Source organism: Paenibacillus sp. ALJ109b, from assembly GCF_010747435.1.
GTDB classification, from domain to species: Bacteria; Bacillota; Bacilli; order Paenibacillales; family Paenibacillaceae; genus Paenibacillus; species Paenibacillus taichungensis.
Genome location: NZ_JAAIFP010000018.1, coordinates 1 through 26,233, shown reverse-complemented (window position 1 = coordinate 26,233; position 26,233 = coordinate 1). Strand labels below are relative to the sequence as shown.

Below are 26,233 nucleotides of genomic sequence, written 5' to 3'. Positions count from 1 at the left end.
TTTTGCTTCTTTGCTAAAATTAAATTTTACAGACGCTGACGCAATTGCGTCATTACGCATTTACGTCACTTTGGTTACTCCACCCACCAGCGTTTGAAATCCTTCCACCAAGAATGTTTCTCTTCCTGTATTCCCTGCTGGTTTTGCACTTCGCGATTGTCTTTATCATTCTCTGAACCCGAGTCGTCTGAAGCGCTGCGACAGACCTCAGTCGGTTCCGTGCCATCAATAAAAACTTCCAGCCGTTTCTCGGCGCAGCCATTGCCAGCCAGTTTGCCGGATTCGGGATCGATATATACACTGACGACATTATCCGGTACGGTGAAAATCTTCGGTGGAACACTGGCGAGGGCCTGTTCCGTAAACTGGGCGAACATGGGTGCCGCCCGACGCCCGTCAGATGTGGAAATGGCTTTGCCTTGATCGTAACCGACCCAGACAGCTGTTGAGAGCTCTGGAGTAAAGCCGACTAGCCAAGCATCCGTATTGGTTGTCCCCGTTTTGCCGGCGACAGGTCGCTTAATGGTTGCAGATACTCGATTGCCCGTTCCACCATTTTCGAACACACTTTCCATCAACCGTGTTAATACATAAGCGGCAGCGGGTTCAACGACCCTCTCGGCCTTGGTCTGAGGTGCTTCATAGATGACTCGTCCTGCGGCATCCGTCACTTGTAGAATGGCTACAGGAGGTGTTCTTTGCCCACCTGCGGCGATAGCGGAGAATGCTGAAGCCATCTCCAGTGGACTAACAGGTGAGGTGCCGAGTGCAAGGGAAGGTACCGGGCTCATGTTGCTCGTAATCCCTAGGTTTTTGGCCATTTTCACCACTTGTTCAGGTCCAATCTGCATAATTGTATTTACCGCGTAGATGTTGTCCGAAGCGGCGATAGCCTGTCTCAGATCAATCTCACCTAAATACTTGTCTCCGAAGTTACCAGGCTTATAGGTCTTGCGATCATTGTCATAATGAAACAGGGTCGGCTCGCTTTTAAACATGGACGCACTGGTGAGCTGTTTCGATTCCAGGGCAGCCAGATACATAATTGGTTTAAAAGCAGATCCCGGCTGGCGTGTAGTCGCCAGTACATGGTTAATCTGATTGGTGCGGTAATTTTTGCCGCCCACCATCGCTTTGATATATCCAGTTCGGGGATCGATCGATACCAGCGCGGTTTCGAGCTCGCTTTTGGCGTCCATACCTTTGGCTACGGCGTCTTCCGCCGCTTTTTGCACACGCAAATCCAGCGTGGTGTATATATTCAATCCTCCGTGATCCAGCATCGCTTCGCTGATCCCCAGCTCCTTGATGGCCAGATTACGGATATAATCGCGGAAATAAGGTGCACTTTCCACAGTTTTACGTTCACTTTCCGGTTTAAACGAAAGCATTTCCTCATAAGCCTTGTCTGCTTCCGCTTGCGTAATTTTGCCGACGTCAGCCATGGCATTCAATACAACCTTCTGTCGGTCCTTGGCGTTCTTCATATGATTATATGGAGAATAGTAGGTCGGCCCCTTTGGAATCCCTGCAAGCATGGCACTTTCGGCAAGCGTCAACTGTTTGGCGGATTTGCCAAAATACATCCGTGAGGCTGCTTCGATCCCGTAGGCGCCGTGACCGTAATAAATTTCGTTTAGGTACATCTGCAGAATTTCATCCTTGCTGTACTTCATCTCCAATTGTGCCGTGTACATGGCTTCCTTGGCTTTGCGGGTCCATGTCTTTTCATGCGATAAATACAAGTTGCGTGCGAGCTGTTGGGTCAGTGTGCTTGCTCCTTGGGACATCTGCATATGTTCCAGGTTGACGAGTACAGCCCGTCCCATCCCTCGGATGTCGAAGCCGATATGATCATAGAACTTGCGGTCCTCTACAGCAAGTGTAGCGTTAAGCAAATCAGGTGAAATATCTCCCAACTGTACGGGTACCGAGTCTTTGCCGCCTGCCGAGAAAGTGGCAATGACTTCCCCCTGGCTGTCCAGCAGCCTGGAATTGCGGTCGGAGTCGGCCAGTGGCAGGCTGGTGGCGTATAGATAGACCAATGCTGCTGCCGTGGCGATTAGGCCGAGAATAGCGAGCAGAGCTAGGCTTTTGATGACTTTCCATGTGCGGAACCCGCGTTTGCGGGTCTTTTGGCTTGATTGGGTCATGGAACGGGCTCCTTTCTTTTCTTTCCAGTATGGGAATTCAGTGACACGGATATTCAATCCGCCCGTTCAACGGTATAAAATAAAGCTTTTTTGCAGAAAAAAACCGTTTTGCAGTATAAACGTCAATCGCGTATAATGCAAAAGGGTAATGAAAAGTAACGGTTCGGCACAACATACAATAGGCAAGGAAGGTCGAACAGTACCCGTTGTCAGTGATTGGATTCTTTGATTAGTCAGACGCTACGTACGCTCTGGTCAATTTAATATAAACTTTACGGAAAGAAGGTAGAGATTATGGAATTGTGGTTTACGGAGAAACAGACCCCCGCATTCGGAATCACCGCGAAGATTAAACAGACCTATGTAAGCGAAAAGACGGATTTTCAAGATCTGGCTATGGTAGAGACCGAAGAATTCGGCAATATGTTGCTGCTTGACGGCATGGTGATGACGACGGTGAAAGACGAGTTCGTTTATCACGAAATGGCGGCTCACCCTGCGCTGAATACACATCCGAACCCGAAAAAGGTGCTGGTTGTCGGTGGCGGTGACGGCGGAGTTATCCGTGAAGTCATTAAGCATGCTGCTGTAGAAAAAGCAGTTCTCGTCGAAATCGATGGGAAAGTGATTGAATATTCCAAAAAGTATCTGCCTGAAATCGCCGGTAAGTTGGACGAGCCTAACGTTGAAGTGCTGGTGAACGACGGCTACATGCATATTATAGAGCATAAAAATGAATACGATGTAATCATCGTTGACTCCACAGAGCCTGTAGGTCCAGCTGCTCCGCTGTTTGAACGCGGTTTCTACCAAGGTATCTATGAAGCGCTGAGAGAAGACGGGATCTTCGTTGCTCAAACGGACAACCCGTGGTTTAAAGCGGATCTGATCCAAAAGGTAAACAAAGACGTTAAAGAAATCTTCCCGATCGTACATGTGTACGGCTGTAATATCCCTACGTACCCAAGTGGTCTGTGGACTTTTACAATGGGTAGCAAAAAACATAATCCGCTCGAGGTGGACGAGACGCAGATTCCAGAGATGGATACGAAATATTACTCTCCACGTCTGCACAAAGCGGCGTTCGTTCTTCCTAAATTCGTGGAAGACCTTACGAAATAAGGAGGAATAATTAGATGAAATTGGATCAAGCTTATTCAGGTAACGTGTTTATTTGCAGTTCAGAGGATTATGAGAACTCCAAAGCGGTCATTTATGGTATGCCGATGGATTACACCGTCAGCTTCCGTCCAGGGTCCCGTTTTGGTCCTTCTCATATCCGTCAGGCGTCGGTTGGACTTGAAGAGTACAGCCCTTACCTGGATAAAAGCATTGTGGATATGACTTACTTTGACGCTGGGGATCTGCTTTTGCCTTTCGGTAACGCAGGACGCAGTCTCGAAGTCATCGGAGAATATATCGGTGGCCTGCTGGCTGACGACAAATTCCCGATTGGTCTCGGCGGGGAACACCTCGTCACTTGGCCTGTCATTCAGCAAATGTACAAAAAATATCCCGACCTTATCCTGATCCATATTGATGCACATGCAGACCTTCGTGAAAACTATGAAGGCGAGCCATTGTCTCACTCAACGCCAGTGCGTAAAGCAGCTGAACTGATGGGTGGCAAAAATATTTATCAGTTCGGAATTCGTTCCGGCTCCCGTGAAGAGTTCCAATTCGGACGGGAGAACATCAACTTCTATCCGTTTGAAGTGGCAGCTCCGATGAAGGAAGCTCTTCCGAAAATGGGTAACCGTCCGGTGTACGTTACAATCGATATCGATGTACTTGATCCATCTGCGGCTCCGGGTACAGGAACGGCAGAAGCGGGCGGTATTACGTCCAAGGAACTGCTTGAAGCCATTCACATGATCGCAGGATCAGATGTAAATGTGGTTGGTTGTGACCTGGTTGAAGTGGCGCCGATTTACGATCCTACAGAACAGACACAAATTGTGGCTGCGAAGATGATCCGTGAAATGCTGCTTGGATTCGTGAAGTAATCGCAAAATAACAGCATCCTCTGTCTGCGTCAGGTTGAAGCCTGCGCAGGAGAGGGCGTTTTTTGTGTGATTGCCTCCTGATCTCATTCGTAAAAGTATAGGGTGATTGGGTTCGACCATATACTAAAAAAGAGCCTTCACCGCGCCAACGGTAAAGACTCTTAGGACCCCGAAAGACTGTGGATTGCCACGGCGTGCAAGAATTAAATATTGCTATTCAAGCGAAACCCACCGTCAGGCTTCCGACCTTATGAGGTGGGTTTTGGCTTGCAATTCAAAGTCCATAACATTGATTATAGCACGTACGTTCCCGTCCCTCTACCATTTGTTGTATATATGATTCCGCCCGCGCGTTAAGCGAAAACATGTATTTGGGATGACTCTATCTTAATATTTATGTATAATATGGAAATAGAGGGAGGGGTTTTGTTATGCATGCAATCCGGGCTCAATTGAGTATGTATCCCAAATGGTTCATAGCGGTACTTATGATATTTATCATCAACCTTATATTAACAATGACCTTGTTCATCAATTTAACGTTAATACTGGCTAATCTCGCCATGTTATATGCCGCCTTTAGCATCAAGACACTTAAATACAATAAACTGCATTTTGTCCTGTGTCTTATTTTAAGTATCACTTTTGTGATCATTGCTTTTAAGACATATCCCATTTAATTCAGCTCTTATCAGAGATTAATGATGAACCACTCATGCCCATGAGATAAAAAATGTGGGCATGAGTGGTTTTTTATTGCAATAATGTCACGCGAATTAAACAAATTGTTACGTTAAATCCTGCGAAATGGGGTAAAAACATAGAAGGAGGTGTCACAATGACAACAAAGAGCAGAACGACATGGAAACGGATTGGCGCACTCGCACTATCGGTAACATTGGCTTGGGGACTGGGACCGGTACATACTCTACCCGGCGCTAACGCTGCATCCTCCCCAACGTGTGGAAGTGGAGATCACGGATTAACAGCTACGTTGAAAAAAGGCAGTGGTGTGGAAGACCAACGACTGCAATTTACGGATATCGATTTTCTAAACAGTACAACCGGACGGGCTGCTGGTGAGGGAATCCTCATTGGTACATCGAATTCAGGTTGCACTTGGCAGTCCATCTATACAGGCCAATGGCAGTTCACACAACTTGATTTCCCGAATAATGTGAATGGATTTGCTTTGGCACAGGTCAAGGATTCTCCAACGACATATCTCATCCGCTCAACGGATGGTGGCGCGCACTGGACACGCATGGATACTAAAGGGGTACAATTTAAACGTATTGATTTTCGCAATAAAAACGATGGCTTTGGATACACCTATAACGGAGCTTATTTGACGAAGGATGGCGGTGAAACATGGAATCGAATCTCCACACCAGCCAATACACGCGGAGCTGTGTTCACGACAGAGAAGCAAGGTTATGCCATTATAGTGGCTCCTGGTGCGGGTTACCGTATTATGCAGACAAGTAACGGCGGTAAGAACTGGACGCAATCGCTGAAGGTAGCCTCAACAACTTGGAGCGGTGGAGATTTATACGCAAGTGGTAACCAGGTATGGGCTCTTCTGTATGGCGACGCAGGGATGTCCCAGCAGTCGTATTCCCTCTACGCGAGCGGAAATGAGGGCAAGAATTGGAGACAGGTCTTTGCTCAATCGACAGCAGGTGGTGGCCCGGCTCCAGGTGCAAGCAGCACAGGGAATGGAAAAGGCCCCGCAGACCCAGGGGGTCACCCAGGGAACATGGCGTTGATCGGTAATCAGACGGCCTATCTCTCTGCAGGATCACCTGCAGCAGGCAAAGTGGGGATTGGGCGTTCTTATGATGCAGGTTCCACGTGGAAAAATATTGACCTGAAAGATCCAGGTTATAGCTCTCGCATTTCGTTTCCTTCTGCCAAAATAGGTTGGCTCGTCGTAACAAGCGACAATTCACCTGCGATTTATGAGACGACAGATGGTGGAACAACATGGAAGCAAAAAATGTTGTTGCCCGCTGAAAACGAGTAAATGGCGTCATGCCATGGAATAATTTTAAGGCGATTTCAATCTAAAAGAGTATAAATCTTAACTTGTTTGGCCTGATGAGGCCAGTGCAAACAAACAAGCCTTTTCCGGACAAATGAAGCCGGAATGGGCTTGTTTTTGTTTAAATAAAAACGGTTGAATCCTGTTCAGAAACACGTTATTGTAAGCGATAACAATACTTTTTGGGAGGTTGAAATTATGGTTGATGTTATTTTAAAGGCTGATTCGGAACAAGGATTAATAAATCGCAATATATATGGTCATTTCTCAGAGCATCTGGGACGCTGCATCTATGAAGGCATTTGGGTGGGGGAGGACTCACCCATTCCCAATACAGAAGGTATCCGAAATGATGTGCTTACTGCACTGCAAAAACTTCATATTCCCGTACTTCGCTGGCCTGGAGGTTGTTTTGCCGACGAATACCACTGGAAAGATGGCGTAGGTCCAAAAAGTGAGCGCGCCCGGATGATCAATACGCACTGGGGCGGGGTAGAAGAGAACAATCATTTTGGTACCCATGAATTCCTGAGACTATGTGAGCTACTTGATACGCAGCCATATATCAGTGGCAATCTGGGGAGCGGTACAGTGCAGGAGATGCAGGAATGGGTGGAGTACATCACGTTTGATGGGGAATCACCGATGGCGAACTGGCGGAAGAGTAACGGCCGTGAAGAGCCATGGAAGCTGAAATACTTTGGTGTGGGGAACGAGAACTGGGGTTGCGGCGGTAATATGCGTCCGGAATACTACGCAGATGAATATCGTCGTTATGCTACATATGTACGCAATTATTCTGGAAATGAAATTTATAAAATCGCCTGCGGCCCCAATGACAACAACTATCACTGGATGGAGGTGTTAATGCGGGAGGCCGGTCGTTTTATGGATGGAATCAGCCTGCATTATTACACCATTCCAACAGGTGAGTGGGCAGATAAAGGTCAAGCTACAGGTTTCGGAGAAGCTGAATGGTTCACCACCTTGAAAAAGACGCTATATATGGAAGAGTTACTTGTGAAGCACTCCGAGATCATGGACAAATATGATCCTGAGGGCAGAGTTGGTATTATCGTGGATGAGTGGGGAACGTGGTATAACGTTGAGCCAGGTACGAATCCAGGGTTCCTGTATCAACAAAATACGATGCGTGATGCTGTACTTGCCGGGATCAATCTGAATATTTTTAACCAACATAATAAAAGAGTGCATATGGCTAATCTGGCCCAGATCGTTAATGTGCTCCAGGCGTTGGTTTTGACAGAAGGAGAGAAGATGCTGCTTACGCCTACATATCATGTGTTTGATATGTATCAGGTGCACATGGACGCGCAACGGTTGGAACTGAATTACGAGAGCCCTGAATACACTTTCGGAGAAGAGACCATTCCTCAACTGAGTTTGTCGGCTTCTCGCAGCAATGAAGGCGTTATTCATGTGACGGCGTGTAACCTTAGTCATACGGATGAGCTTGAAGTGGTTTGTCAGATTGAATCAACGGACGCTTCTGCTGTATCGGGACGAATTCTGCATCACGCAGATTATAGTGCATTCAACACATTTGAACAGCCGGATCAGGTTCAACCTGCGGAATGGAAGGGTATTACACTCGAAAATAACAAACTGCGTTTTGTACTGCCTCCGGCTTCTGTTGGTGTGGTCGGTATAAAGGAATGAACAGATGGATTCATCTGTGCAGAGTAGAAGTGCTGGGAAACGGGAACCATGCAAGGGATGTAATGATCAATATGATGTGAAGATTAGTGAAGCCAAGATGGCCAGGCTCGTGGAGCTGGCCTCAAGCTCACGTCCGGCCGTCGAGGATGCTGAATATGAGCGGCGTTTATCCATCTGCGCTGATTGTCCAGGGTTACAATACGGTACAACCTGCCGTTATTGTGGTTGTCTCGTACAGGTGCGCGCCAAGCTGGTAGAGTCGACCTGTCCGTTTCCATATGAGCCGCGATGGACCTGATCCAGAATGTATTTCTTTATTAATGAAGCAAGGCAGAGCTGCACTTTACAGGTGTAGCTCTGCTTTTTTTGGTGCTGATGGGCAAAAACTCTGAATTTGGATTTGAATTGAGCGGGTGAACTGGATATAGTTATACAGTAGAGTGTAGGATAGCGAGCTATCCGGGAATATGAGCGCGTATAGCGGCACAACAATACAGGAAGGGCTGTTCTCACCGGCCGTGCCTGATTTTGCGTCGCCTCGAATATAATGGAGGTTAACATTCATGTCGAACATGCGACCGGTTCAGATCCGGCTGCACAGCCGTTATGAAGGTGAAGATGTACTGCAGGAAATGCAGGGTGAAGCCGTATTGAAGGGATCTGTGCTCTATGTTCGTTATGAAGAGCCACAGGCTGGCCCCGAGGGCGGTATTACTCGAACAACATTGAAGCTGGGCGGACAATCCATCAAGATTATACGTCACGGCGAGGTGGAATCGGAGCAAACATTTGAGTTAAACCGCAAGCTCCCTGGTTTTTACCGCTCGCCGTATATGTCGTTTGCCTTGTCCACGCATACACAGGAGCTGGAACTTTCCATTCAGGGATTGAGCGCACGCGCAGCGTGGAGCTACGACTTTTACCGCTTTGACGAAGAATCCGGACATTTCGCGATTAGTTTGCATATACAGGAGGAACCAATTTCATGACACGTAATCCATTAGATACGATTAACGAACGGGTAAGTACAGCCATCGGCAATGCCATTGTGACTGCTGGCATTGTTGCGCAGGAGAATCTACCGACCATCACCCTTGAAGTACCACGCGAGAAAACACACGGCGATTTGGCGACCAATGCCGCTATGCAACTGACCAAGATTGCCAAGCGCAATCCACGCCAGATTGCAGAAGAGATTATTGCCAATCTCAACCTGGCTGAAGCTGGAATCGAGAAAGCGGAGATTGCTGGACCGGGATTCATTAACTTTAAGTTGGACAAGAGTTATCTCTATCCTGTGCTGGGGCTTGTGCACGAGCAGGGTGAGAATTATGGAAGAATCAATGTTGGTGAAGGGCGCAAGGTCGAGATGGAGTTTGTCAGTGCCAACCCGACAGGCAGTCTGCATCTGGGCCATGCGCGTGGAGCGGCTGTGGGTGATGCGCTTTGCAACATCCTCGACTATGCCGGATATGATGTAACACGTGAATACTACATTAATGACGCGGGTAATCAGGTATTTAATCTGTCTCGTTCCATTGAAGCTCGCTATTTGCAGGAACTGGGCCAAGACGCAGAGATGCCGGAAGACGGTTATCACGGTGAGGATATCAAAGGGTTTGCCAAGGAGCTAGTGGCTGAGAAAGGTGATTCTTTGCTGTCCATGCATCCAGGTGACCGTGCAGCTTACTTCCGCGACTTCGGTTTGGAGAAAGAACTGGACAAGATCAAACGTGACTTGAATCGCTTCCGTGTCAATTTCGACATCTGGTTCAGCGAAACATCACTGTATGATAACGGAGAAGTGTTGCGTGTACTTGACGAATTGCGTGATCGTAACGAAATCTATGAGCAAGACGGAGCAACTTGGTTGAAAACCATGCAGTATGGTGACGATAAAGAGCGTGTTTTGATCAAAAATGACGGTACGTACACGTACCTTACACCGGACATTGCTTATCACCGTGATAAATATGCGCGTGGATACGACACGATGATTAACATCTGGGGAGCAGACCACCATGGTTACATTCCACGGATGAAAGCGGCCATGCAAGCACTGGGCAATGATCCTGAGAAATTGGTCGTGCTGATTGCACAGATGGTGAGCTTGTTCCAGAACGGCGAGAAAGTGAAGATGTCCAAGCGTACCGGCAAGGCGGTAACGATGGAGGATCTGATGGACGAAGTAGGCATTGACGCCATTCGTTACTTCTTTACCATGCGCAGCATGGATTCTCATCTGGACTTCGACATGGACCTTGCGATTTCGACGTCCAATGAAAACCCTGTATTCTATGTACAATACGCTCACGCTCGGGTATGCAGCGTATACCGTCAGGCAGAAGAACAAGGCATTGAACTGTTGCCATTGTCACAGATCGACCTTTCGAAGCTGACCACGGAACATGAATATGACCTTCTTCGCAAAATGGGTGAACTGCCTGAAGAAATCGCGACTGCCGCTACGGGATATGCGCCGCATCGTATTGTTCGTTATGTATATGAACTGGCATCCCTGTTCCACAGTTACTATCGTGCAGAGCGCGTCATTACGGAAGACGCGGGACAAACCCAGGCGCGTCTGGCGCTGATCGGTGCTGTACGCACCGTCATCGCAACAGCGCTTCGTCTGGTGGGCGTATCCGCACCGGACAAAATGTAATTCAAGCCCTGGCGGTGCACAACCGCCCTGTGGCTTTGACAAAAAGTCTCCATGCATCACGCCTGCAATGCAGCGTGGACATGGAGACTTTTTTGCTGTGTCCGCGGCCGAGTTCATACGGCCCCGAGGCACCTAGAGCCAGCGCCGCCTGCCGTCGTGGGCAACACCGTGAAGCATCACATCACGCAGCAGTGCTGCGCTTAGCGATGCTTCACGGAACGGCTCCCTGCGGCAGGCGATGTACTTTACCCTCCGCACTCCTTCATTAGCTTGAGGGCGTCAATCTCTCCACCGCGTATTTTGCTCTTCGCGGTGGTGGTCTTGCGTGCGCGCAGCGGAACGGTTGCGCGCTTCACGAGCGTTTTGATCTCGGCTGGCGATAGGCCGGGATGCTTCGCAAGCAAGAGCGCTATGGCGCCACTGACGTGCGACGTCGCCATGGAGGTGCCGCTCATCTCATGGTGCTTGCCTTGCACCCAGGATGAAACAATTTTGTCCCCTGGCGCATATACATCGACGTATGCACCTCGGTTACTGAACGAGGCAATACGCCGGTTTTTGTCAGTTGCCCCAACCGATATCGTTTGCGGATAACGTGCCGGATAATCAATGCTGCGGCGTTTGCCGTCATTTCCTGACGATGCAACTATGACAATCCCGGCCTGATAGGCACGGTTCACGACATCAAGCAATGCTTTGCTACGCGTTTTCATGCCAAAGCTCATATTGATAATATCGACCCGATTGCGAACACACCAATCGATGCCAAGCACAATGTCTGACACGAAAGCCGAACCATTATGGTCGAATGCCTTCACCGGATAGATCAGGGAGCGAGGAGCTACGCCAATCATACCTGCCGTACTATTGGCTGCGGCAATGGTTCCGGCAATATGCGTGCCGTGACCGTTATCATCATGAGGAAGCAGACTGCGGTTTAACAGATTGATTCCGCGTGCCAGCGAATAGCGAAGATCGGGGTGTTGATAATCGGCACCTGTGTCGATCACGCCGATTTTGATTCGATGTCCTGTGGATACGGACCATACTTTGGGAGCATGAATCTGTTTGACACCCCAAGGTATGCCCTGAGCACTGCTCGGTTTACTATGAAGCGCGGTGGCATGCAGTGAGATAGATACATCTTCTTCTACCGTAATCTCATCGCTGTAGCGAGATAATTCTTCTGGGTCATGCACCGGGGCGATAATGGAGCGGGCCAGCCGGGAGGAGCGTACCATACCAAGATCCGTAAATTCATTCCTCATCCGCGACAGTTCCACGAGGCAGGCTTCATATTGCTTCGGTTTGGCGAACCGGATCAGGTACCGCCGCCCCTGTTCTGGTTCGGGACGTTGCATTCCTTCAACCAATTGATGTAGAAAACCAGTATAGTCCATAATGGGCAGCCCCCTTCGGGATGAACATGCTGAGGTATTCTATGAATGCATTGATCCCGCCGCATGGGGAACCTGCCCTTTTTTTACAAAAACACATTCTCTTCGTGTCAAAACGGGCGCAGGGACATATGATGGATGGAGGGCTAGAGGGCTCTTGCGGGGACCCTGGTGAGGAGCGATCCTTCAAGGGTATACAGTCAGAAGGCGGAGGGGACTCCGTCTTTTTTATATGACGATGCTTTTTTGCACAAAGGACGATATGCCCGCGAGTTAGATGTCTCTTACGGGTCTGTACATTGCTCGTTTGAAGTTGCTTCTTGGAATTATGAGACATCCATACATAAAAACTTGCTTTTTGAGGCTAAATAGGTTTTACTTAGGTTTGTTAATGGATATGTTATACGTAACGTTCCAGTTCGTAGGGATATAAAGTGAATTTTGTGTGAGAGGAAGTGTCTGTCAGTGAGTACCTCGCTCAATTTGAAAATTGATAAAGAAAAGGTCAGAGAGATTCCTTTGGTGGACCTCGCCTTTATGGTGCTGAAAGCGGCCAATACGCCGTATTACTACCGTGATTTGATGAATGAGGTAGCTAAACAGCGCGGAATGACTGATGAAGAAATCAACGAGTTTATCGCCCAGCTATATACCGAGATTAATATCGATGGCCGTTTTGCTTGCGTCGGTACAAGTCTGTGGGGCTTGAAGCGCTGGTATCCGGTAGCTGGATCGGAAGATACCATGACGGGTGCGAAGCGTCCGCGCATCATCAACGATGAAGACGATGATCTGGAAGATGAGGACTTCGGGGAAGAGGAAGACAGCTATAACAGCGACGAAGACTTCGATAATTCTGACGATGATCAGGACGAAGATGATGATGACGATGATGATGACGAAGACGACATCTTTGACGAAGAAGATGGCGATGAAGAAGTTCTAGTTGAAGATGACGAATTGGAAGAGGAAGACCTCGATGAAGACGATGAAGAAGAGTCCGAAGACGAGGGTGAATTTGACGACGATTCCGATAAGTAGCAGTCATTTTTGATGTCGATAGTTTACCCGTTTTCCCCGCATAGTCAGCCTTGACAGCAGACGGGGTAACGGGTAAACTATTGCATGGGCTTATGAATGAGCGACAAAATATTTATGTTTTTTATAAAAAGTGCCCCGTCCTGCGGGAGTACTTTTTTTGTATTTTTAGAGGCAGAATTTTGCAAAATGATTTGAATTCCGCATGCTCCCGGCCAACAATCCGTGGTCTATTTTTGTATATCCAAAACACCAAATGGATCGATGTAATGATATCTATTTAGGGACAGGCTCGGTAGTTGGCTCTCGGAAGGTTTGCACCATTCTACGCTGTAGAACAACGTTGTTTACACATGGTCTTCGCATGAAAGAGCAGTTCGCAGATGCAGGGAATTTCTGCCATTGCTCTTTTTAACGATGATTACCTGGGAAACGGGTTACGATAATACCATATATCGCCTGAATTTCTGTACTTATATTAGGAGGGTAATAATAGTGACAAAGTATATTTTCGTGACGGGCGGAGTTGTGTCCTCCCTGGGCAAAGGGATAACGGCTGCCTCGCTGGGCAGATTGCTGAAAAACAGAGGGTTGAAGGTAACCATTCAAAAATTTGATCCATACATCAATATCGACCCGGGAACAATGAGTCCTTATCAGCATGGTGAGGTTTTTGTAACGGATGATGGCGCGGAAACGGATCTTGACCTTGGCCACTACGAACGTTTTATTGACATCAACCTCTCCAAAAACAGCAACGTCACGACTGGTAAAGTATACTCCTCCGTCATCAGCAAAGAGCGGCGCGGGGAATATCTGGGCGGAACGGTACAAGTCATTCCACACATTACGAACGAGATCAAAGAGCGCGTATTCCGCGCAGGACGTGAAGCGGGTTCGGATGTTGTTATTACGGAGATCGGCGGTACGGTGGGTGACATCGAGAGCTTGCCGTTCCTGGAAGCTATTCGTCAAATCAAGAGTGATGTAGGTCGTGACAACGTCATGTACATCCATGTAACACTTATTCCTTACATCAAGGCTGCCGGCGAAGTGAAAACTAAACCAACGCAGCACAGTGTGAAGGAATTGCGCAGTATCGGAATTCAACCGAACGTCATTGTATGCCGTACAGAGTATGAGCTGTCCAAAGACATGAAAGCTAAAATCGCTCTCTTCTGTGACATTGATGAAAATGCCGTGGTGGAATGCCGTGATGCAGACACATTGTATCAAGTGCCTTTGAACCTGCGTGAAGAAGGTTTGGATGAGATCGTCGTAAACCACCTCAAGCTGACTACTCCTGCACCGGATATGAGCGAGTGGGAAGGGCTGGTTGACCGTATCAACAAGCTGAAGCATACAGTGGAGATTGCCATTGTAGGTAAATATGTAGCTTTGCATGATGCTTATTTGAGTGTTGTTGAATCCTTGTCTCATGCAGGATTTGCATCCAATGCTGATGTGAAGATCCGCTGGATTCATTCCGAAGATATCACGGATGAGAATGTGGGCGATCTGCTGAACGGCGTAGGCGGGATCCTCGTACCAGGCGGATTTGGTGATCGGGGTATTGAAGGTAAAGTATCGGCGATTCGTTATGCCCGTGAGAAACAAATTCCGTTCTTCGGTATTTGCTTGGGTATGCAGGTTTCCGTTATTGAATATGCACGTTCCATCGTTGGTTTGACTGGAGCGAACAGCTCCGAGATTAATCCAGCTACAGAGTTCCCGGTAATCGACCTGTTGCCTGAACAAAAAGATATCGAAAACCTGGGTGGTACAATGCGTCTGGGTCTGTATCCTTGTAAGCTTCAGGAAGGTTCCTTGGCAATGTCTTGTTATGATGATGAACTGGTCTATGAGAGACACCGTCACCGGTACGAGTTCAACAATGAATACCGTGAAGCGATTGAAAAAGCCGGTTTGGTTATCTCGGGTACATCCCCGGATGGACGTCTGGTTGAGATCGTGGAGCTTCCAGGACACCCATGGTTCTTGGCAGTACAATTCCACCCGGAATTCACTTCCCGTCCGAACCGTCCGCAGCCGTTGTTCCGTGAGTTTGTAAAAGCTTCTCTGGAGAGCGCTGGAAAATAAGAGTGTTGATCATTAAGTTATAAATAAATGGATGTTCTTGGCGGCCGATAAGGGTGCCGGGGGCATCCTTTTTTAGTGGGTAAAGTTAAGTGAAAATGGTTTTTGGCATTTTGGGATGTAAGCAGGATTTCAATGGGTAAGGTAGAATACTTATCATGACGACTATGGGATTGTTATCCAGATTCAGACGTACATGCTTTCCTAATTCTAGGAGGTTACTCAGTGGAAAATAAAAAAGTGTTGATTGTTGATGATCAAAACGGTATTCGAATCCTGTTAATGGAAGTGTTCAGCAGCGAAGGATATAATACGTTCCAAGCGCCTAATGGGAAGATCGCCCTGGAGATAGTAAATAATGACAAACCTGATCTTGTGCTGCTTGATATGAAGATTCCTGGCATGGATGGCCTGGAAATTCTGAAACATATTAAGGAAATTGATCCGGATATCAAAGTCATCATGATGACGGCCTATGGTGAACTGGACATGATCAAAGAAGCTACGGATCTTGGAGCGCTCATGCACTTTACGAAACCGTTTGATATCGATGAAATGCGTGTGGCAGTCAATATGCAGCTTCGAAATGATACTGCGAATAAGTGCAGCTGAATCCTGTAGATACAGGATTTTTTTGCGTGTGAAGCTCTAAGAGTTAACGGGTGGGTATGCAGGGTATTTCGGTCAAGCATCCGGGGAATATTGGAAATGGGGGCGTCGTCATGCTGTGTCTATGAAAACTGTGCTGCAAAGCACAGCATTTTTGCAAATGCTTGTTTAGTATTTGACATGGGATGTGGTATAATAAGCCCGTATGTGATTTCGGCTAAAAACCATAGACACAACCCAACACCCCTAGGAGGATTGAAACCATGCCATTAGTATCTATGACAGACATGTTGAACAAAGCACTCGAAGGAAAATATGCAGTTGGTCAATACAACATCAATAACCTTGAGTGGACTCAAGCGATTCTTGCTGCTGCTGAAGAAGAGAAATCCCCAGTAATCTTGGGCGTATCCGAAGGCGCAGCGCGTCACATGAGCGGTTTCTACACAGTAGTTAAAATGGTAGAAGGACTCATTCACGACATGAAAATCACTGTTCCAGTTGCTATTCACCTGGATCACGGTTCCAGCTTTGATAAGTGTAAAGAAGCGATCGATGCTGGATTTACATCCGTAATGATCGACGGTTCCCACCACTCCATCGATGAAAACATCGAAATGACTAAAAAAGTTGTTGAATATGCACACGCTAAAGGCGTTTCTGTAGAAGCCGAAGTAGGTACTGTTGGTGGACAAGAAGACGACGTTATCGGTGGTATCATGTACGCTGACCTGAACGAGTGTGTACGTATCGTTAAAGAAACAGGTATCGACACATTGGCTCCAGCTCTTGGTTCCGTACACGGTCCTTACCATGGCGAGCCTAACTTGGGCTTCAAAGAAATGGAAGAAGTTCGCGATGCAGTTAACGTTCCATTGGTATTGCATGGTGGTACAGGTATCCCTAAACATGATATCGACAAAGCGATTTCCCTGGGAACTTCCAAAATCAACGTGAACACTGAGAACCAAATTTCGTTCTCCAAAGTGGTTCGCGAAGTGCTTGCAGCTAAACCAGATGCTTACGATCCACGTACATTCATCGTACCAGGCCGTGATGCAATCAAAGAAACCGTTAAAGGTAAAATTCGCGAGTTTGGTTCCAACAACAAAGCGTAATTTTTCATTACCAGTTCCATACAGTGTAAGTGGAAAGAACACCGCCTAGCCGGTGTCTTTCCATTTTCACGCCTTATTTCTACATCGAAAGCCAACAGCACGTATTGCCGTTAACCGGCTGCAAAACACGTAGGGGGACATTAAGCTTTATGGAAAAATTGATGATTAGTGGCGGACGTCCGTTACAGGGAACTGTAACTATAAGCGGCGCCAAGAACAGCGCCATCGCGCTTATTCCTGCAGCATTGCTTGCCGAGTCAGAAGTCGTGCTGGACAACCTGCCGCTTTTGAGTGATGTGGCGGTTTATGCAGAAATTTTGGAGGAACTCGGAGCTCGTGTACACTGGGAAGGCAGTCAGATGAAGATCGATCCTTCCGATATTAAATCTATTCCCATGCCGAATGGTCCTGTGAAGAAGCTTCGTGCTTCGTATTATATGATGGGGGCACTGCTTGGGCGTTTTAAAGAAGCAACCATTGGTTTACCCGGGGGCTGCAACTTTGAGCCTCGTCCGATTGATCAACATATCAAAGGGTTTGAAGCGCTTGGCGCAACCGTAACGAACGAACATGGCTCCATTCATTTGCATGCCAAAGAGCTGCGCGGAGCAAAGATTTATCTTGATGTAAGCAGTGTAGGTGCAACCATTAACATCATGCTGGCGGCTACTCGTGCCAAAGGCTCTACAATTATCGAAAACGCGGCTAAAGAGCCTGAGATTATAGATGTAGCAACACTTTTGAATTCAATGGGTGCCAGCATCAAAGGTGCCGGTACCGAAACGATCCGTATTGAAGGTGTGTCGGAGCTTAAGGGTTGCCGTCATTCTATCATTCCGGACCGTATACAAGCAGGTACGTATATGATCGCTGCGGCTGCGACGCGTGGCGACGTTCTGATTGACAATGTCATTCCCAAACATCTGGAGGCTTTGACGGCAAAGTTACTGGAGATGGGCGTTGGCATTGAAGAGCTGGATGAAAGTATTCGTGTCATTGGCAAACCAAGCTACAATCATGTAGACGTTAAGGCGCTCGTATATCCCGGTTTTCCTACGGATTTGCAGTCCCCGATGACCAGTGTGTTGACACAGGCAACGGGTGTGAGTGTCCTGAGCGACTTTGTATATAGCAATCGATTCAAGCACGTTCCTGAGTTGGTACGCATGGGCGCAAAAATCCGTGTGGAAGGGCGTTCAGCTATTATTGAAGGCAGTGCATTGAATGCGGCCAAGGTAAAAGCGTCCGATCTTCGCGCTGGTGCAGCGCTGGTGATCGCAGGTCTCACCGTCAGTGAAGGTGTGACCGAAGTGACAGGCGTGGAGTTTATTGATCGCGGGTACGATCATCTAGTAACCAATCTGCGTCTGCTAGGTGCAGATGTGTGGCGAGAAACCGATTAATTCTGTATTGCATGACGATTTTCACGGCAATAAAGTGATTATTTTAACAGAACTGCATATCCTTTCAGTAATTGGGTAAACCTGTTTTAATAGAGTTCTCAGTCTCTCCGGGATAAGACGAAATGTTCCTGTTTCCTTTACCGGAGGGTCTTTTTTTGAGTCAGACTTCATATGGCTTTAAGAACATCATTTCCTTTTCCCCAAACCCCGGTTTTGTTTGAACTGCGCTCCATAGCCGGTCTGCCCGGATCGAACGCCTCATGTATTCGTGTTCACTCACTAACGGATCTTGCCGAAAGTTGGCTATCCCGCCCGGAAACTTACACTCAAAGACAAGTATTTGCATTATAACGGTTACATTCCGTACAATGGACAGAAGAGAAATGCAGAACGATGCTGCTCTTATAGCCGGAACATCAAGCGAAACTATCCATTTCACGGACTTATTAATTGAATAGGTGGTTATTATATGGATCTACAAATTTCCGATTTGGAAGAAATGAAACTAACGGACCTTTACAAACTGGCCAAAAAATATCAAATCCCCTACTACGGCACTTTGAAAAAGAAAGAATTGATCTTCGCCATATTACGTGCACAAGCTGAACAGAGTGGATTGATGTTCATGCAGGGTGTGCTCGAAATTCTACCTGAAGGTTACGGATTCCTTCGTCCGATCAATTACCTGCCAAGTACGGAAGACATCTACATTTCAGCCTCTCAGATTCGCAAGTTTGACCTAAGAACAGGTGACCTCGTATCAGGTAAGTGTAGAACACCTAAAGAAAACGAGCGATACTTCGGTTTGCTGCAAGTCAACGCTGTAAATGGTGAGAATCCATCGGCAGCTGCGGAAAGACTTCACTTCCCGGCATTAACCCCATTGTACCCGCAGAAGAAACTGGTTCTCGAAACATCCCCCAACCATTTGTCCACACGCATTATGGATGTGCTCGCCCCGGTAGGACTGGGACAGCGCGGATTGATCGTAGCACCTCCCAAAGCGGGTAAAACACTACTCCTCAAAGAAATCGCCAACAGCATCTCAACCAACAACCCAGAAATTGAACTATTTGTCCTGTTGATTGATGAACGTCCGGAAGAAGTTACGGATATGTCGCGTTCGGTTAAAGGGGAAGTTGTGGCTTCTACGTTCGATGAGCTGCCAGAAAACCATATCAAAGTTGCGGAATTGGTACTGGAACGTGCGCTTCGTCTGGTTGAAGCGAAAAAAGATGTGGTTATTTTGCTGGATAGCATTACGCGTCTTGCTCGTGCATACAACCTGGTCATCCCACCGTCCGGACGGACACTTAGTGGCGGTATTGACCCAGCAGCATTCCATCGTCCGAAACGTTTCTTCGGTTCTGCACGGAATGTGGAAGAAGGCGGAAGCCTGACGATCCTGGCTACAGCATTGATTGATACGGGATCACGTATGGATGATATCATTTATGAAGAGTTTAAAGGTACGGGCAATATGGAGCTTCATCTGGATCGTAAGCTGGCCGAGCGTCGTATTTTCCCGGCTATCGACATTCGTCGTTCCGGTACACGTCGCGAAGAAGTGTTGCTGAGCAAGGAAGAACTTGATACAATCTGGGCGATTCGTAAAAACATGAACGATTCCCACGACTTTGTCGAAGGATTCTTGAAGAAACTGCGTAATAGCAAAACGAATGCTGAGTTTCTAGCGGCGTTTGATACAGCTGGCAGCAGTCCGACCAGCAACTCCGGATCGACTACGACTCGGCGCTCGCCAAGACAGACTGCGGCGTCCGGTACAACCACCTAGATTTACATCTTTGATTTAACTCGAATTTTGCAGCGTTGCTGCTGGATTAACAATATACTCGTCGTTTGGCTTTAACCCATTAGATGTGAGGAGAACATCATGTATTTAGTATACGCAGATGAAAAAGGTAATGTATTTGATCACCCATCCCTGTACGGGCTGGCCCGCAGTGGAGATATGATCGTTGAAATTATGGAGGATGAGCTGATTCCTTTACCGGAAGGTGCAACGCTGGTTGGACTGCCGAGTACACGTCCGATTGGTATGGACCCGGAGACTGGCGAAATGCTGCCAATGCCTAGTGATACACAGGCGGTTGGGGCTTTGCTTCCGCAAGGATTCACTCGGTTGTGTCTGCCGGGGTATGTAAAAACCGATAAGGAGTACAAACTGCCTTTGTTCGGTTACTCGGCTGTTGTGTGGAAAGATGGTCAGTTTTACGTCACTGCCCGGATGTCGGATCATCCAGATCAATGGAATCCGCTGAACTGTGATCGGGATGACGTACGTGCGGGTGTTAAACGTTTAACGAAGCAATATCCCGAAAATCGTCTCTATACCCATTTGTCCAATTGTGCACTCGGATATGAATGTCTGACTTCATCCAATACCTTCCTGAATCGTTGGGAAGGCGGAGTTCCAGTATCCTATTCTTGCAACGCAGGCTGTTTCGGATGTATTTCCGAGCAACCGGATGATAGTGGCTTCGTTTCCCCACAGACCCGGATGAATTTCCGTCCGCGTGTGGACGAAATCGTTGAAGTAATGCTGGAGCACTTGAAAACGCCGGAATCAATTATCAGTTTTGGTCAAGGTTGTGAAGGGGAGCCTTCCACACAGGCCAAATTGATTATTGAAGCCATCCGCGAAGTGCGTTCCGTTACTGACATGGGATATATCAACATTAATACCAATGCTGGTTTGAATGATCACATGAGAGGTATTGTTGATGCAGGGCTTGACCTAATGCGTGTAAGTACAATCAGCGCACTGGATGACCACTATAATGCATACTACAAACCTCGCGGATATACACTGGCCAATGTAGAAAAATCGATGAAATACGCTGCTTCCCAGGGTGTGTATACGTCGATTAACTATTTGATCTTCCCGGGAGTAACGGATCGTGAGGAAGAGATTGAAGCGATGATTGAGTTTGCTCGCAGAACCGATTTGCGTCTTATTCAAATGCGTAACCTTAATATAGACCCGGAGAGCTATCTGGAATTGATTCCTCCAGCACAAGGTGATATTTTGGGCATGAAGCAAATGATTGAGATCTTTGAGGAAGAGCTGCCTGATGTCGTTATAGGCTCCTATACGCACGTTCCCCCAGCTGGAATGGCACGTCCCAAACGTCTGATCACCTCATGACAATAATGGATTGCAACCGGCATTAGGCCGTGTTATAATCTTCGATGTTGTGCCATTTACTCTGGGTCCGCTTGAGGCTCAGGGCGGAAAGAGGTGAAAGGTAATGAAAGCAGCAATTCATCCTAAATACACGATTGGTCAAGTATCTTGCGCTTGCGGGAATACTTTTGAAACTGGTTCGGTTAAAGACGGACTTCGTGTAGAGATTTGCTCCGCGTGCCATCCGTTCTTCACAGGTAAACAGAAGTTTATCGATGCTGGCGGCCGTGTTGATCGTTTCAAGAAAAAATACGGAATCTAATTCAGCAATTCCTTGGGGATTGTCTGACTATTACATCCAAATCACCTCTGCCGTTCCGGCAGGGGTTTTTATTTGTTTTTATGTGGTTGTATTGATACCCGTTTCGATCTGGTTGCAATTTAGACAACCTTAAGTTATACTATTTCTTACCGTGCTAGATGGGGAGGTAGCGGTGCCCTGTAACTCGCAATCCGCTACAGCGAGGTTGAATTCCTGCTAGAGGTTTTGTCGATGTGAGGTTTGGTCCCTTAACGTGGTGTTGACGGTTGGGTCCTCCGCAATGAGTACTCATGAACCTGGTCAGGTCCGGAAGGAAGCAGCCATAAGTGAGATCACTCTTGTGCCGGAGGGTCGCCTAGCCCGAGCTGTTGTTAAGGGGTGCCGCTTGGATCGCAAATATCGATAGCAGGTGCACGGCTTACCATTTAAATGTAGAGACCTTTGCAGTTGTATGTATGCAGAGGTCTTTTTGATATGTCTAAAAAAACCACGCACGATGAGTCAGATAAAGTTTGGATTCACCCCGGAATATAGTATAATGGGGGAACGACAAAGGACTCGAATGCGAAGTGGAAGGAAGGTAACGCATCATGGAGCATATCGCGTTATACCGGGCTTGGCGTCCCCAGTCGTTTCAAGATATGGTGGGACAACAGCATATTATTCAGACCTTGCAGAACGCGATTCGTGAACAGCGGACTTCCCATGCCTACTTGTTTAGCGGGCCCAGAGGAACAGGGAAGACGAGTGCCGCCAAGATTTTGGCCAAAGCTGTAAACTGCGAACGCGGGCCTGCGCCTGAGCCTTGTAACGAATGTGAAGCTTGCCGCAGGATTACGACTGGCGCTGTGATGGATGTGCAGGAAATTGATGCCGCATCCAACCGTGGCGTTGAAGAAATCCGCGATCTTCGGGAAAAGGTGAAATACGCCCCGACTGAAGTCCGGCAGAAAGTGTATATTATTGACGAAGTGCACATGCTGACGACAGAGGCATTTAATGCGCTACTCAAAACATTGGAAGAGCCTCCGCCACATGTGATGTTTATTTTGGCAACAACAGAACCCCATCGTCTTCCGGCAACGATTATTTCTCGCTGTCAGCGATTTGATTTTCGCCGGGTGTCCCTGGAAGAACAGACAGCACGACTTACGCTGATTTGTGAACAGGAAGGCATGGAAGCCGATCAGGATGCGCTCCAGTATATCGCACGCTTGTCTGACGGAGGGATGAGGGACGCACTTAGTGTCCTGGATCAGATCTCTTCCTTTACAGATGGAAAGGTAACCTATCAGCAGGTTATGGATATGACCGGAGGCATTCCTTCCGAACAGTTTGCAAAGTTGGCTGCTTCTCTGCTTAAAGGCGATGTAGGTCATATTTTGCAAATGATCGAAGGGTTCATGCATGAAGGTAAGAGTGCGGACAAGTGCATGGAAAATTTGCTTTATTATTTCCGTGATTTGCTTATGATTAAGATGGTGCCGGATGCAGATAAACTGACGGATCGGGTGCTTAACCCCGAGTCGTTCCGTGATATGGCGGAATCATTCACCAAGGAACAGCTGTTCCAGATGATTGATACCCTTAACCGGTACCAGAGTGAGATGAAATATGCAGTTCAGCCTCAGACGCTGTTTGAAGTAGCTCTTCTTAAACTGTGCAGTATTCCTGCTCAAGGGGCGTCATCGGGTCAGGTGGCGGGTTCGGTCGGTGCGGCTCCTACTGTAACCACACCAGCGGATGGTGGGGAGATCAACCGACTGAAGCAACAGCTTGCTGAACTGGAGAAAAAGCTGGATCGCGCGCTTAAGGGCGGTTTGTCTGGTGGGGAGGCTGCATCAAGTGCTCCTTCACGCCCTGCAACACGAGCTCCGGTGTCGAGAGGCAATTCGCCAGCGAAGCTGCCTGCACAGCTTGATCAGTACGTTGCACGTAAGGGATCTCCTGAGTTTGCGGAGGTTAGCAAGAAGTGGGGGCAGATCCTGCAGCGCGTCAAAGAAGAGAAAGTAACTGTTCACGCCTGGTTTATGGATGGTGAACCGGTATCGCTGCTGGAAGACAATGTTCTGGTGGCGTTTAAGAACAACATCCACCGTGAAACTACGGAGAAGCAGGCTAATCGCGAAGTGATTGAACGGGTGCTGTCTGAACAGCTTGGACGTTCAGCACGTCTTGTGACGATGATGCTCAAAGATTGGACTGGAGCGATGGAAGGAGCTACTGAAACGCCAAAGGAGGACTTTAAGCTTGAACCTGAGCATGAAGACGGCGGTTCAGGCAACAAGCAGCCTTGGATTGATGAAGCCATCCAGCTCTTTGGTGAGGACCTTGTAGTGATCAAAGAATAGATATACATGCGCTTGGCGCGATAACTATACCAAAGGAGATGAATAATCATGAACAACATGAACCAAATGATGAAACAAGTGAAGAAAATGCAGGAGCAAATGCTGAAGGCACAGGAGGAACTGGCGGACAAAACAGTCCAAGGTACTTCTGGTGGCGGTGTTGTAACTGCTGAAGTTAACGGTCATAAGAAATTGCTGGCTATCACTATCAAGCCAGAAGCGGTTGATCCAGAAGATGTAGAAATGCTGCAGGATCTGGTTATGACAGCAGTCAATGACGCAATGACCAAAGCTGATGAAATTGCGAACCAGGATATGGGTAAATTCACAGGCGGCATGAAAATTCCGGGATTATTTTAATTAAAATTGATCCTATCAAAGGAGACGCAATCGATTGTATTATCCCGAACCGATAGCGAAGCTGATTGACGCCTTCACCCGTTTGCCGGGTGTTGGCCCCAAGACTGCAGCGCGACTAGCTTTTCATGTGCTTAACATGAAGGAAGATGACGTTATTGATTTTGCCAAAGCACTTGTCAGTGTGAAGCGGAATCTTCATTACTGTTCGGTGTGTTGTAATATTACGGATACTGACCCGTGTCGGATCTGTCAGGATAAATCCAGGGATGTCTCGGTAATCTGTGTAGTTCAGGATTCCAAAGATTTAGTGGCTATGGAGCGTACCAAGGAATTTGACGGATACTATCATGTGCTGCAGGGTGCAATCTCTCCTATGGAGGGAATAGGTCCGGATGATATCCGTCTGAAGGAACTTTTGACCCGTTTGAGCGATGAGCGAGTTAAAGAACTGATTCTGGCTACAAATCCGAATATCGAAGGTGAGGCCACGGCGATGTATATTTCCCGTCTGGTCCGTCCGTTTGAGATCTCGGTGACTCGGATTGCCCATGGACTGCCTGTTGGGGGCGATCTGGAGTATGCGGATGAAGTGACTCTTTCGAAGGCGCTGGAAGGGCGCAGGGAGATGAGATAGCAATGCGTGTTTCTTAATAAGAGCATGCGTTTATAATGATTGTTTTCCTAAAAGAAAAGAATAGATGAGTTTGGATTACTTAGAGAGCCTACTAGGCTCTCTTTTTTTGTTTTAATCCCCTTTCTAACGTTGCTTAAATGTGAAGTCTCTCGTTTCTACTGATGTATGGTTATAAATTCATAGAATATCGTTGAGATTAAAATAACGATTCATTAAATTGTTTAGCTCAGTTCTAAGTTTGTCCTTTCCCTGATATGTATGAGAATATGCTGTGCTGATCAGGAAGGGGATGGCTTATGTTTACATGGAGAAATGGAAGATCGGTGGAGAAACGTGAAAGAATCTTAAAGGAGATGGAAGAGGACCAGATTTATTCAGATATACAGAAAGCCAAGGCGGAGTGGGAACGGGCTGTTAGACAGTTTGAAGAGGCACAGGGGCAGGATGAGATCGATTATGCGATCTATGTGCTGGAGGCCGCGGAGCGTAAATATCAGATTCATTTGAAGCGCGCTAAACGCGTAGGGATTAATAAGGCAGTTACAGGTGATCGGGGAGTGAGCATGTAGGTGGAGGTATTACATTCAATTATGGAGGTGTTGAGAGTATGAAGAGTCTTATATTAGGCAGTGTGCTTGTTGTGTCGTTGCTAGGGCTGGTAATCATCTTATTTAGAAAAAGAATTGGGCTATCCTTTTTTACATCATTCGGGATTCATCTCGTACTGGCTGCGGTGGGGATATATGTTGTTAATTATTCAGGTTGGATCACCGGAACTTACATTCCACTGAACCCTGCCACAATAGGTACTGTAAGCATTCTGGGATTGCCGGGTGTTGGTTTATTATTGGGTTTGAAAATTTCTTTGTTTGGGTAGTTGACTCCTTCGATGTTTATATGGTACATTATATCTCGTTGCTTTGCTTGCTTGGTTAAATGCTTTTGACGAAATGATTGAGTTCGATAAGAACTCGAAAAAAGAATTTCAAAAAAAGCTTGACTGAAACAAACGAAGTATGGTATATTATAAAAGTCGCCGCTGAGAGAAAATGGTGACGAAAAAGCAAGAAAATTATCAAGTTTGATCTTTGAAAACTGAACAACGAGTGAGTAAACATTCTGCTTGCAGAATGAACGCGAAAGTTAGAGACAAGCCTTGGCTTGGATCGACTGGAGCACAAATGAGATTTTTAATCTCGTCAGTTTCA

General features: G+C 47.2%; 22 protein-coding genes and 1 other RNA gene. 21 read left to right on the top strand and 2 right to left on the bottom strand.

Annotated features, from left to right (window positions below; translation table 11 throughout):
* Positions 1-74 precede the first annotated feature (74 nt).
* Positions 75-2,153 (bottom strand): transglycosylase domain-containing protein, encoded by a 2,079-nt coding sequence (locus G3352_RS18880; protein ID WP_163758804.1) that lies wholly within the window; start codon positions 2,151-2,153, stop codon positions 75-77.
* A 294-nt stretch (positions 2,154-2,447) separates the two neighbouring features.
* On the opposite strand from G3352_RS18880, the gene speE reads away from it, so the two are divergent.
* From speE to argS, 7 genes are all read left to right on the top strand, one after another.
* On the top strand, positions 2,448-3,275 hold the full coding sequence (speE, locus tag G3352_RS18875) for a polyamine aminopropyltransferase (protein WP_064641349.1): 828 nt from the start codon (positions 2,448-2,450) through the stop codon (positions 3,273-3,275).
* Positions 3,276-3,289: 14 nt separating this feature from the next.
* Positions 3,290-4,159, top strand: coding sequence for an agmatinase (gene speB, locus G3352_RS18870; RefSeq protein WP_024628791.1), 870 nt, complete (start codon positions 3,290-3,292; stop codon positions 4,157-4,159).
* Between the two features lie 838 nt (positions 4,160-4,997).
* The gene (locus G3352_RS18865; RefSeq protein WP_163758802.1) at positions 4,998-6,185 is read left to right on the top strand and encodes a WD40/YVTN/BNR-like repeat-containing protein; all 1,188 of its coding nucleotides are present in this window, start codon (positions 4,998-5,000) and stop codon (positions 6,183-6,185) included.
* A 216-nt stretch (positions 6,186-6,401) separates the two neighbouring features.
* Positions 6,402-7,883, top strand: a complete 1,482-nt coding sequence (locus tag G3352_RS18860) for an alpha-N-arabinofuranosidase (RefSeq protein ID WP_163758800.1) — start codon at positions 6,402-6,404, stop codon at positions 7,881-7,883.
* 76 nt (positions 7,884-7,959) lie between these two features.
* Complete coding sequence (locus G3352_RS18855; RefSeq protein WP_345940778.1) at positions 7,960-8,181, top strand: DUF6171 family protein; 222 nt, start codon at positions 7,960-7,962, stop codon at positions 8,179-8,181.
* Positions 8,182-8,446: 265 nt separating this feature from the next.
* Positions 8,447-8,872 carry a YwiB family protein gene (locus G3352_RS18850; RefSeq protein ID WP_063567645.1) on the top strand — a complete coding sequence of 142 codons (426 nt, stop codon included), beginning with the start codon at positions 8,447-8,449 and terminating at the stop codon, positions 8,870-8,872.
* Entirely contained in the window at positions 8,869-10,548 is a 1,680-nt protein-coding gene (gene argS / locus G3352_RS18845) for an arginine--tRNA ligase (RefSeq protein ID WP_163758796.1), read from the top strand. The genes G3352_RS18850 and argS overlap by 4 nt, the downstream gene beginning before the upstream one ends.
* A 245-nt stretch (positions 10,549-10,793) precedes the next feature.
* On the opposite strand, the gene G3352_RS18840 is transcribed toward argS, so the two are convergent.
* Positions 10,794-11,948, bottom strand: coding sequence for a S8 family peptidase (locus G3352_RS18840; protein WP_163758794.1), 1,155 nt, complete (start codon positions 11,946-11,948; stop codon positions 10,794-10,796).
* A gap of 462 nt (positions 11,949-12,410) precedes the next feature.
* Here G3352_RS18840 and rpoE point away from each other — a divergent pair, with 462 nt between their 5' ends.
* The 14 genes from rpoE (at position 12,411) to G3352_RS18770 (ending at position 25,902) form a co-directional block, all read left to right on the top strand.
* Positions 12,411-12,986, top strand: coding sequence for a DNA-directed RNA polymerase subunit delta (rpoE, locus tag G3352_RS18835; RefSeq protein WP_163758792.1), 576 nt, complete (start codon positions 12,411-12,413; stop codon positions 12,984-12,986).
* Positions 12,987-13,478: 492 nt separating this feature from the next.
* Entirely contained in the window at positions 13,479-15,083 is a 1,605-nt protein-coding gene (locus G3352_RS18830) for a CTP synthase (RefSeq protein ID WP_076292186.1), read from the top strand.
* 222 nt (positions 15,084-15,305) lie between these two features.
* Positions 15,306-15,692, top strand: a complete 387-nt coding sequence (locus G3352_RS18825; RefSeq protein WP_024628781.1) for a response regulator — start codon at positions 15,306-15,308, stop codon at positions 15,690-15,692.
* Between the two features lie 260 nt (positions 15,693-15,952).
* Positions 15,953-16,807: a class II fructose-1,6-bisphosphate aldolase gene (fba, locus tag G3352_RS18820; RefSeq protein WP_024628780.1), complete on the top strand. Its 855-nt coding sequence runs from the start codon at positions 15,953-15,955 to the stop codon at positions 16,805-16,807.
* Between the two features lie 149 nt (positions 16,808-16,956).
* Positions 16,957-18,210, top strand: a complete 1,254-nt coding sequence (locus tag G3352_RS18815) for a UDP-N-acetylglucosamine 1-carboxyvinyltransferase (RefSeq protein WP_063567653.1) — start codon at positions 16,957-16,959, stop codon at positions 18,208-18,210.
* A gap of 469 nt (positions 18,211-18,679) precedes the next feature.
* Entirely contained in the window at positions 18,680-20,005 is a 1,326-nt protein-coding gene (gene rho, locus G3352_RS18810) for a transcription termination factor Rho (RefSeq protein ID WP_076292185.1), read from the top strand.
* 99 nt (positions 20,006-20,104) lie between these two features.
* Positions 20,105-21,379: a radical SAM family protein gene (locus G3352_RS18805; protein WP_163758790.1), complete on the top strand. Its 1,275-nt coding sequence runs from the start codon at positions 20,105-20,107 to the stop codon at positions 21,377-21,379.
* A gap of 103 nt (positions 21,380-21,482) precedes the next feature.
* The gene (rpmE, locus tag G3352_RS18800) at positions 21,483-21,680 is read left to right on the top strand and encodes a 50S ribosomal protein L31 (RefSeq protein WP_024628775.1); all 198 of its coding nucleotides are present in this window, start codon (positions 21,483-21,485) and stop codon (positions 21,678-21,680) included.
* Positions 21,681-21,829: 149 nt separating this feature from the next.
* Positions 21,830-22,097: signal recognition particle sRNA large type (gene ffs, locus G3352_RS18795), an RNA gene on the top strand.
* A gap of 173 nt (positions 22,098-22,270) precedes the next feature.
* Positions 22,271-24,031, top strand: a complete 1,761-nt coding sequence (gene dnaX, locus G3352_RS18790; protein WP_163758787.1) for a DNA polymerase III subunit gamma/tau — start codon at positions 22,271-22,273, stop codon at positions 24,029-24,031.
* A gap of 48 nt (positions 24,032-24,079) precedes the next feature.
* On the top strand, positions 24,080-24,391 hold the full coding sequence (locus G3352_RS18785) for a YbaB/EbfC family nucleoid-associated protein (protein ID WP_024628773.1): 312 nt from the start codon (positions 24,080-24,082) through the stop codon (positions 24,389-24,391).
* A 34-nt stretch (positions 24,392-24,425) separates the two neighbouring features.
* The gene (gene recR, locus G3352_RS18780) at positions 24,426-25,025 is read left to right on the top strand and encodes a recombination mediator RecR (protein ID WP_062329683.1); all 600 of its coding nucleotides are present in this window, start codon (positions 24,426-24,428) and stop codon (positions 25,023-25,025) included.
* Between the two features lie 296 nt (positions 25,026-25,321).
* Positions 25,322-25,594, top strand: coding sequence for a DUF2508 family protein (locus G3352_RS18775; RefSeq protein ID WP_163758785.1), 273 nt, complete (start codon positions 25,322-25,324; stop codon positions 25,592-25,594).
* A gap of 38 nt (positions 25,595-25,632) precedes the next feature.
* The gene (locus G3352_RS18770) at positions 25,633-25,902 is read left to right on the top strand and encodes a pro-sigmaK processing inhibitor BofA family protein (RefSeq protein WP_163758783.1); all 270 of its coding nucleotides are present in this window, start codon (positions 25,633-25,635) and stop codon (positions 25,900-25,902) included.
* Positions 25,903-26,233 lie beyond the last annotated feature (331 nt).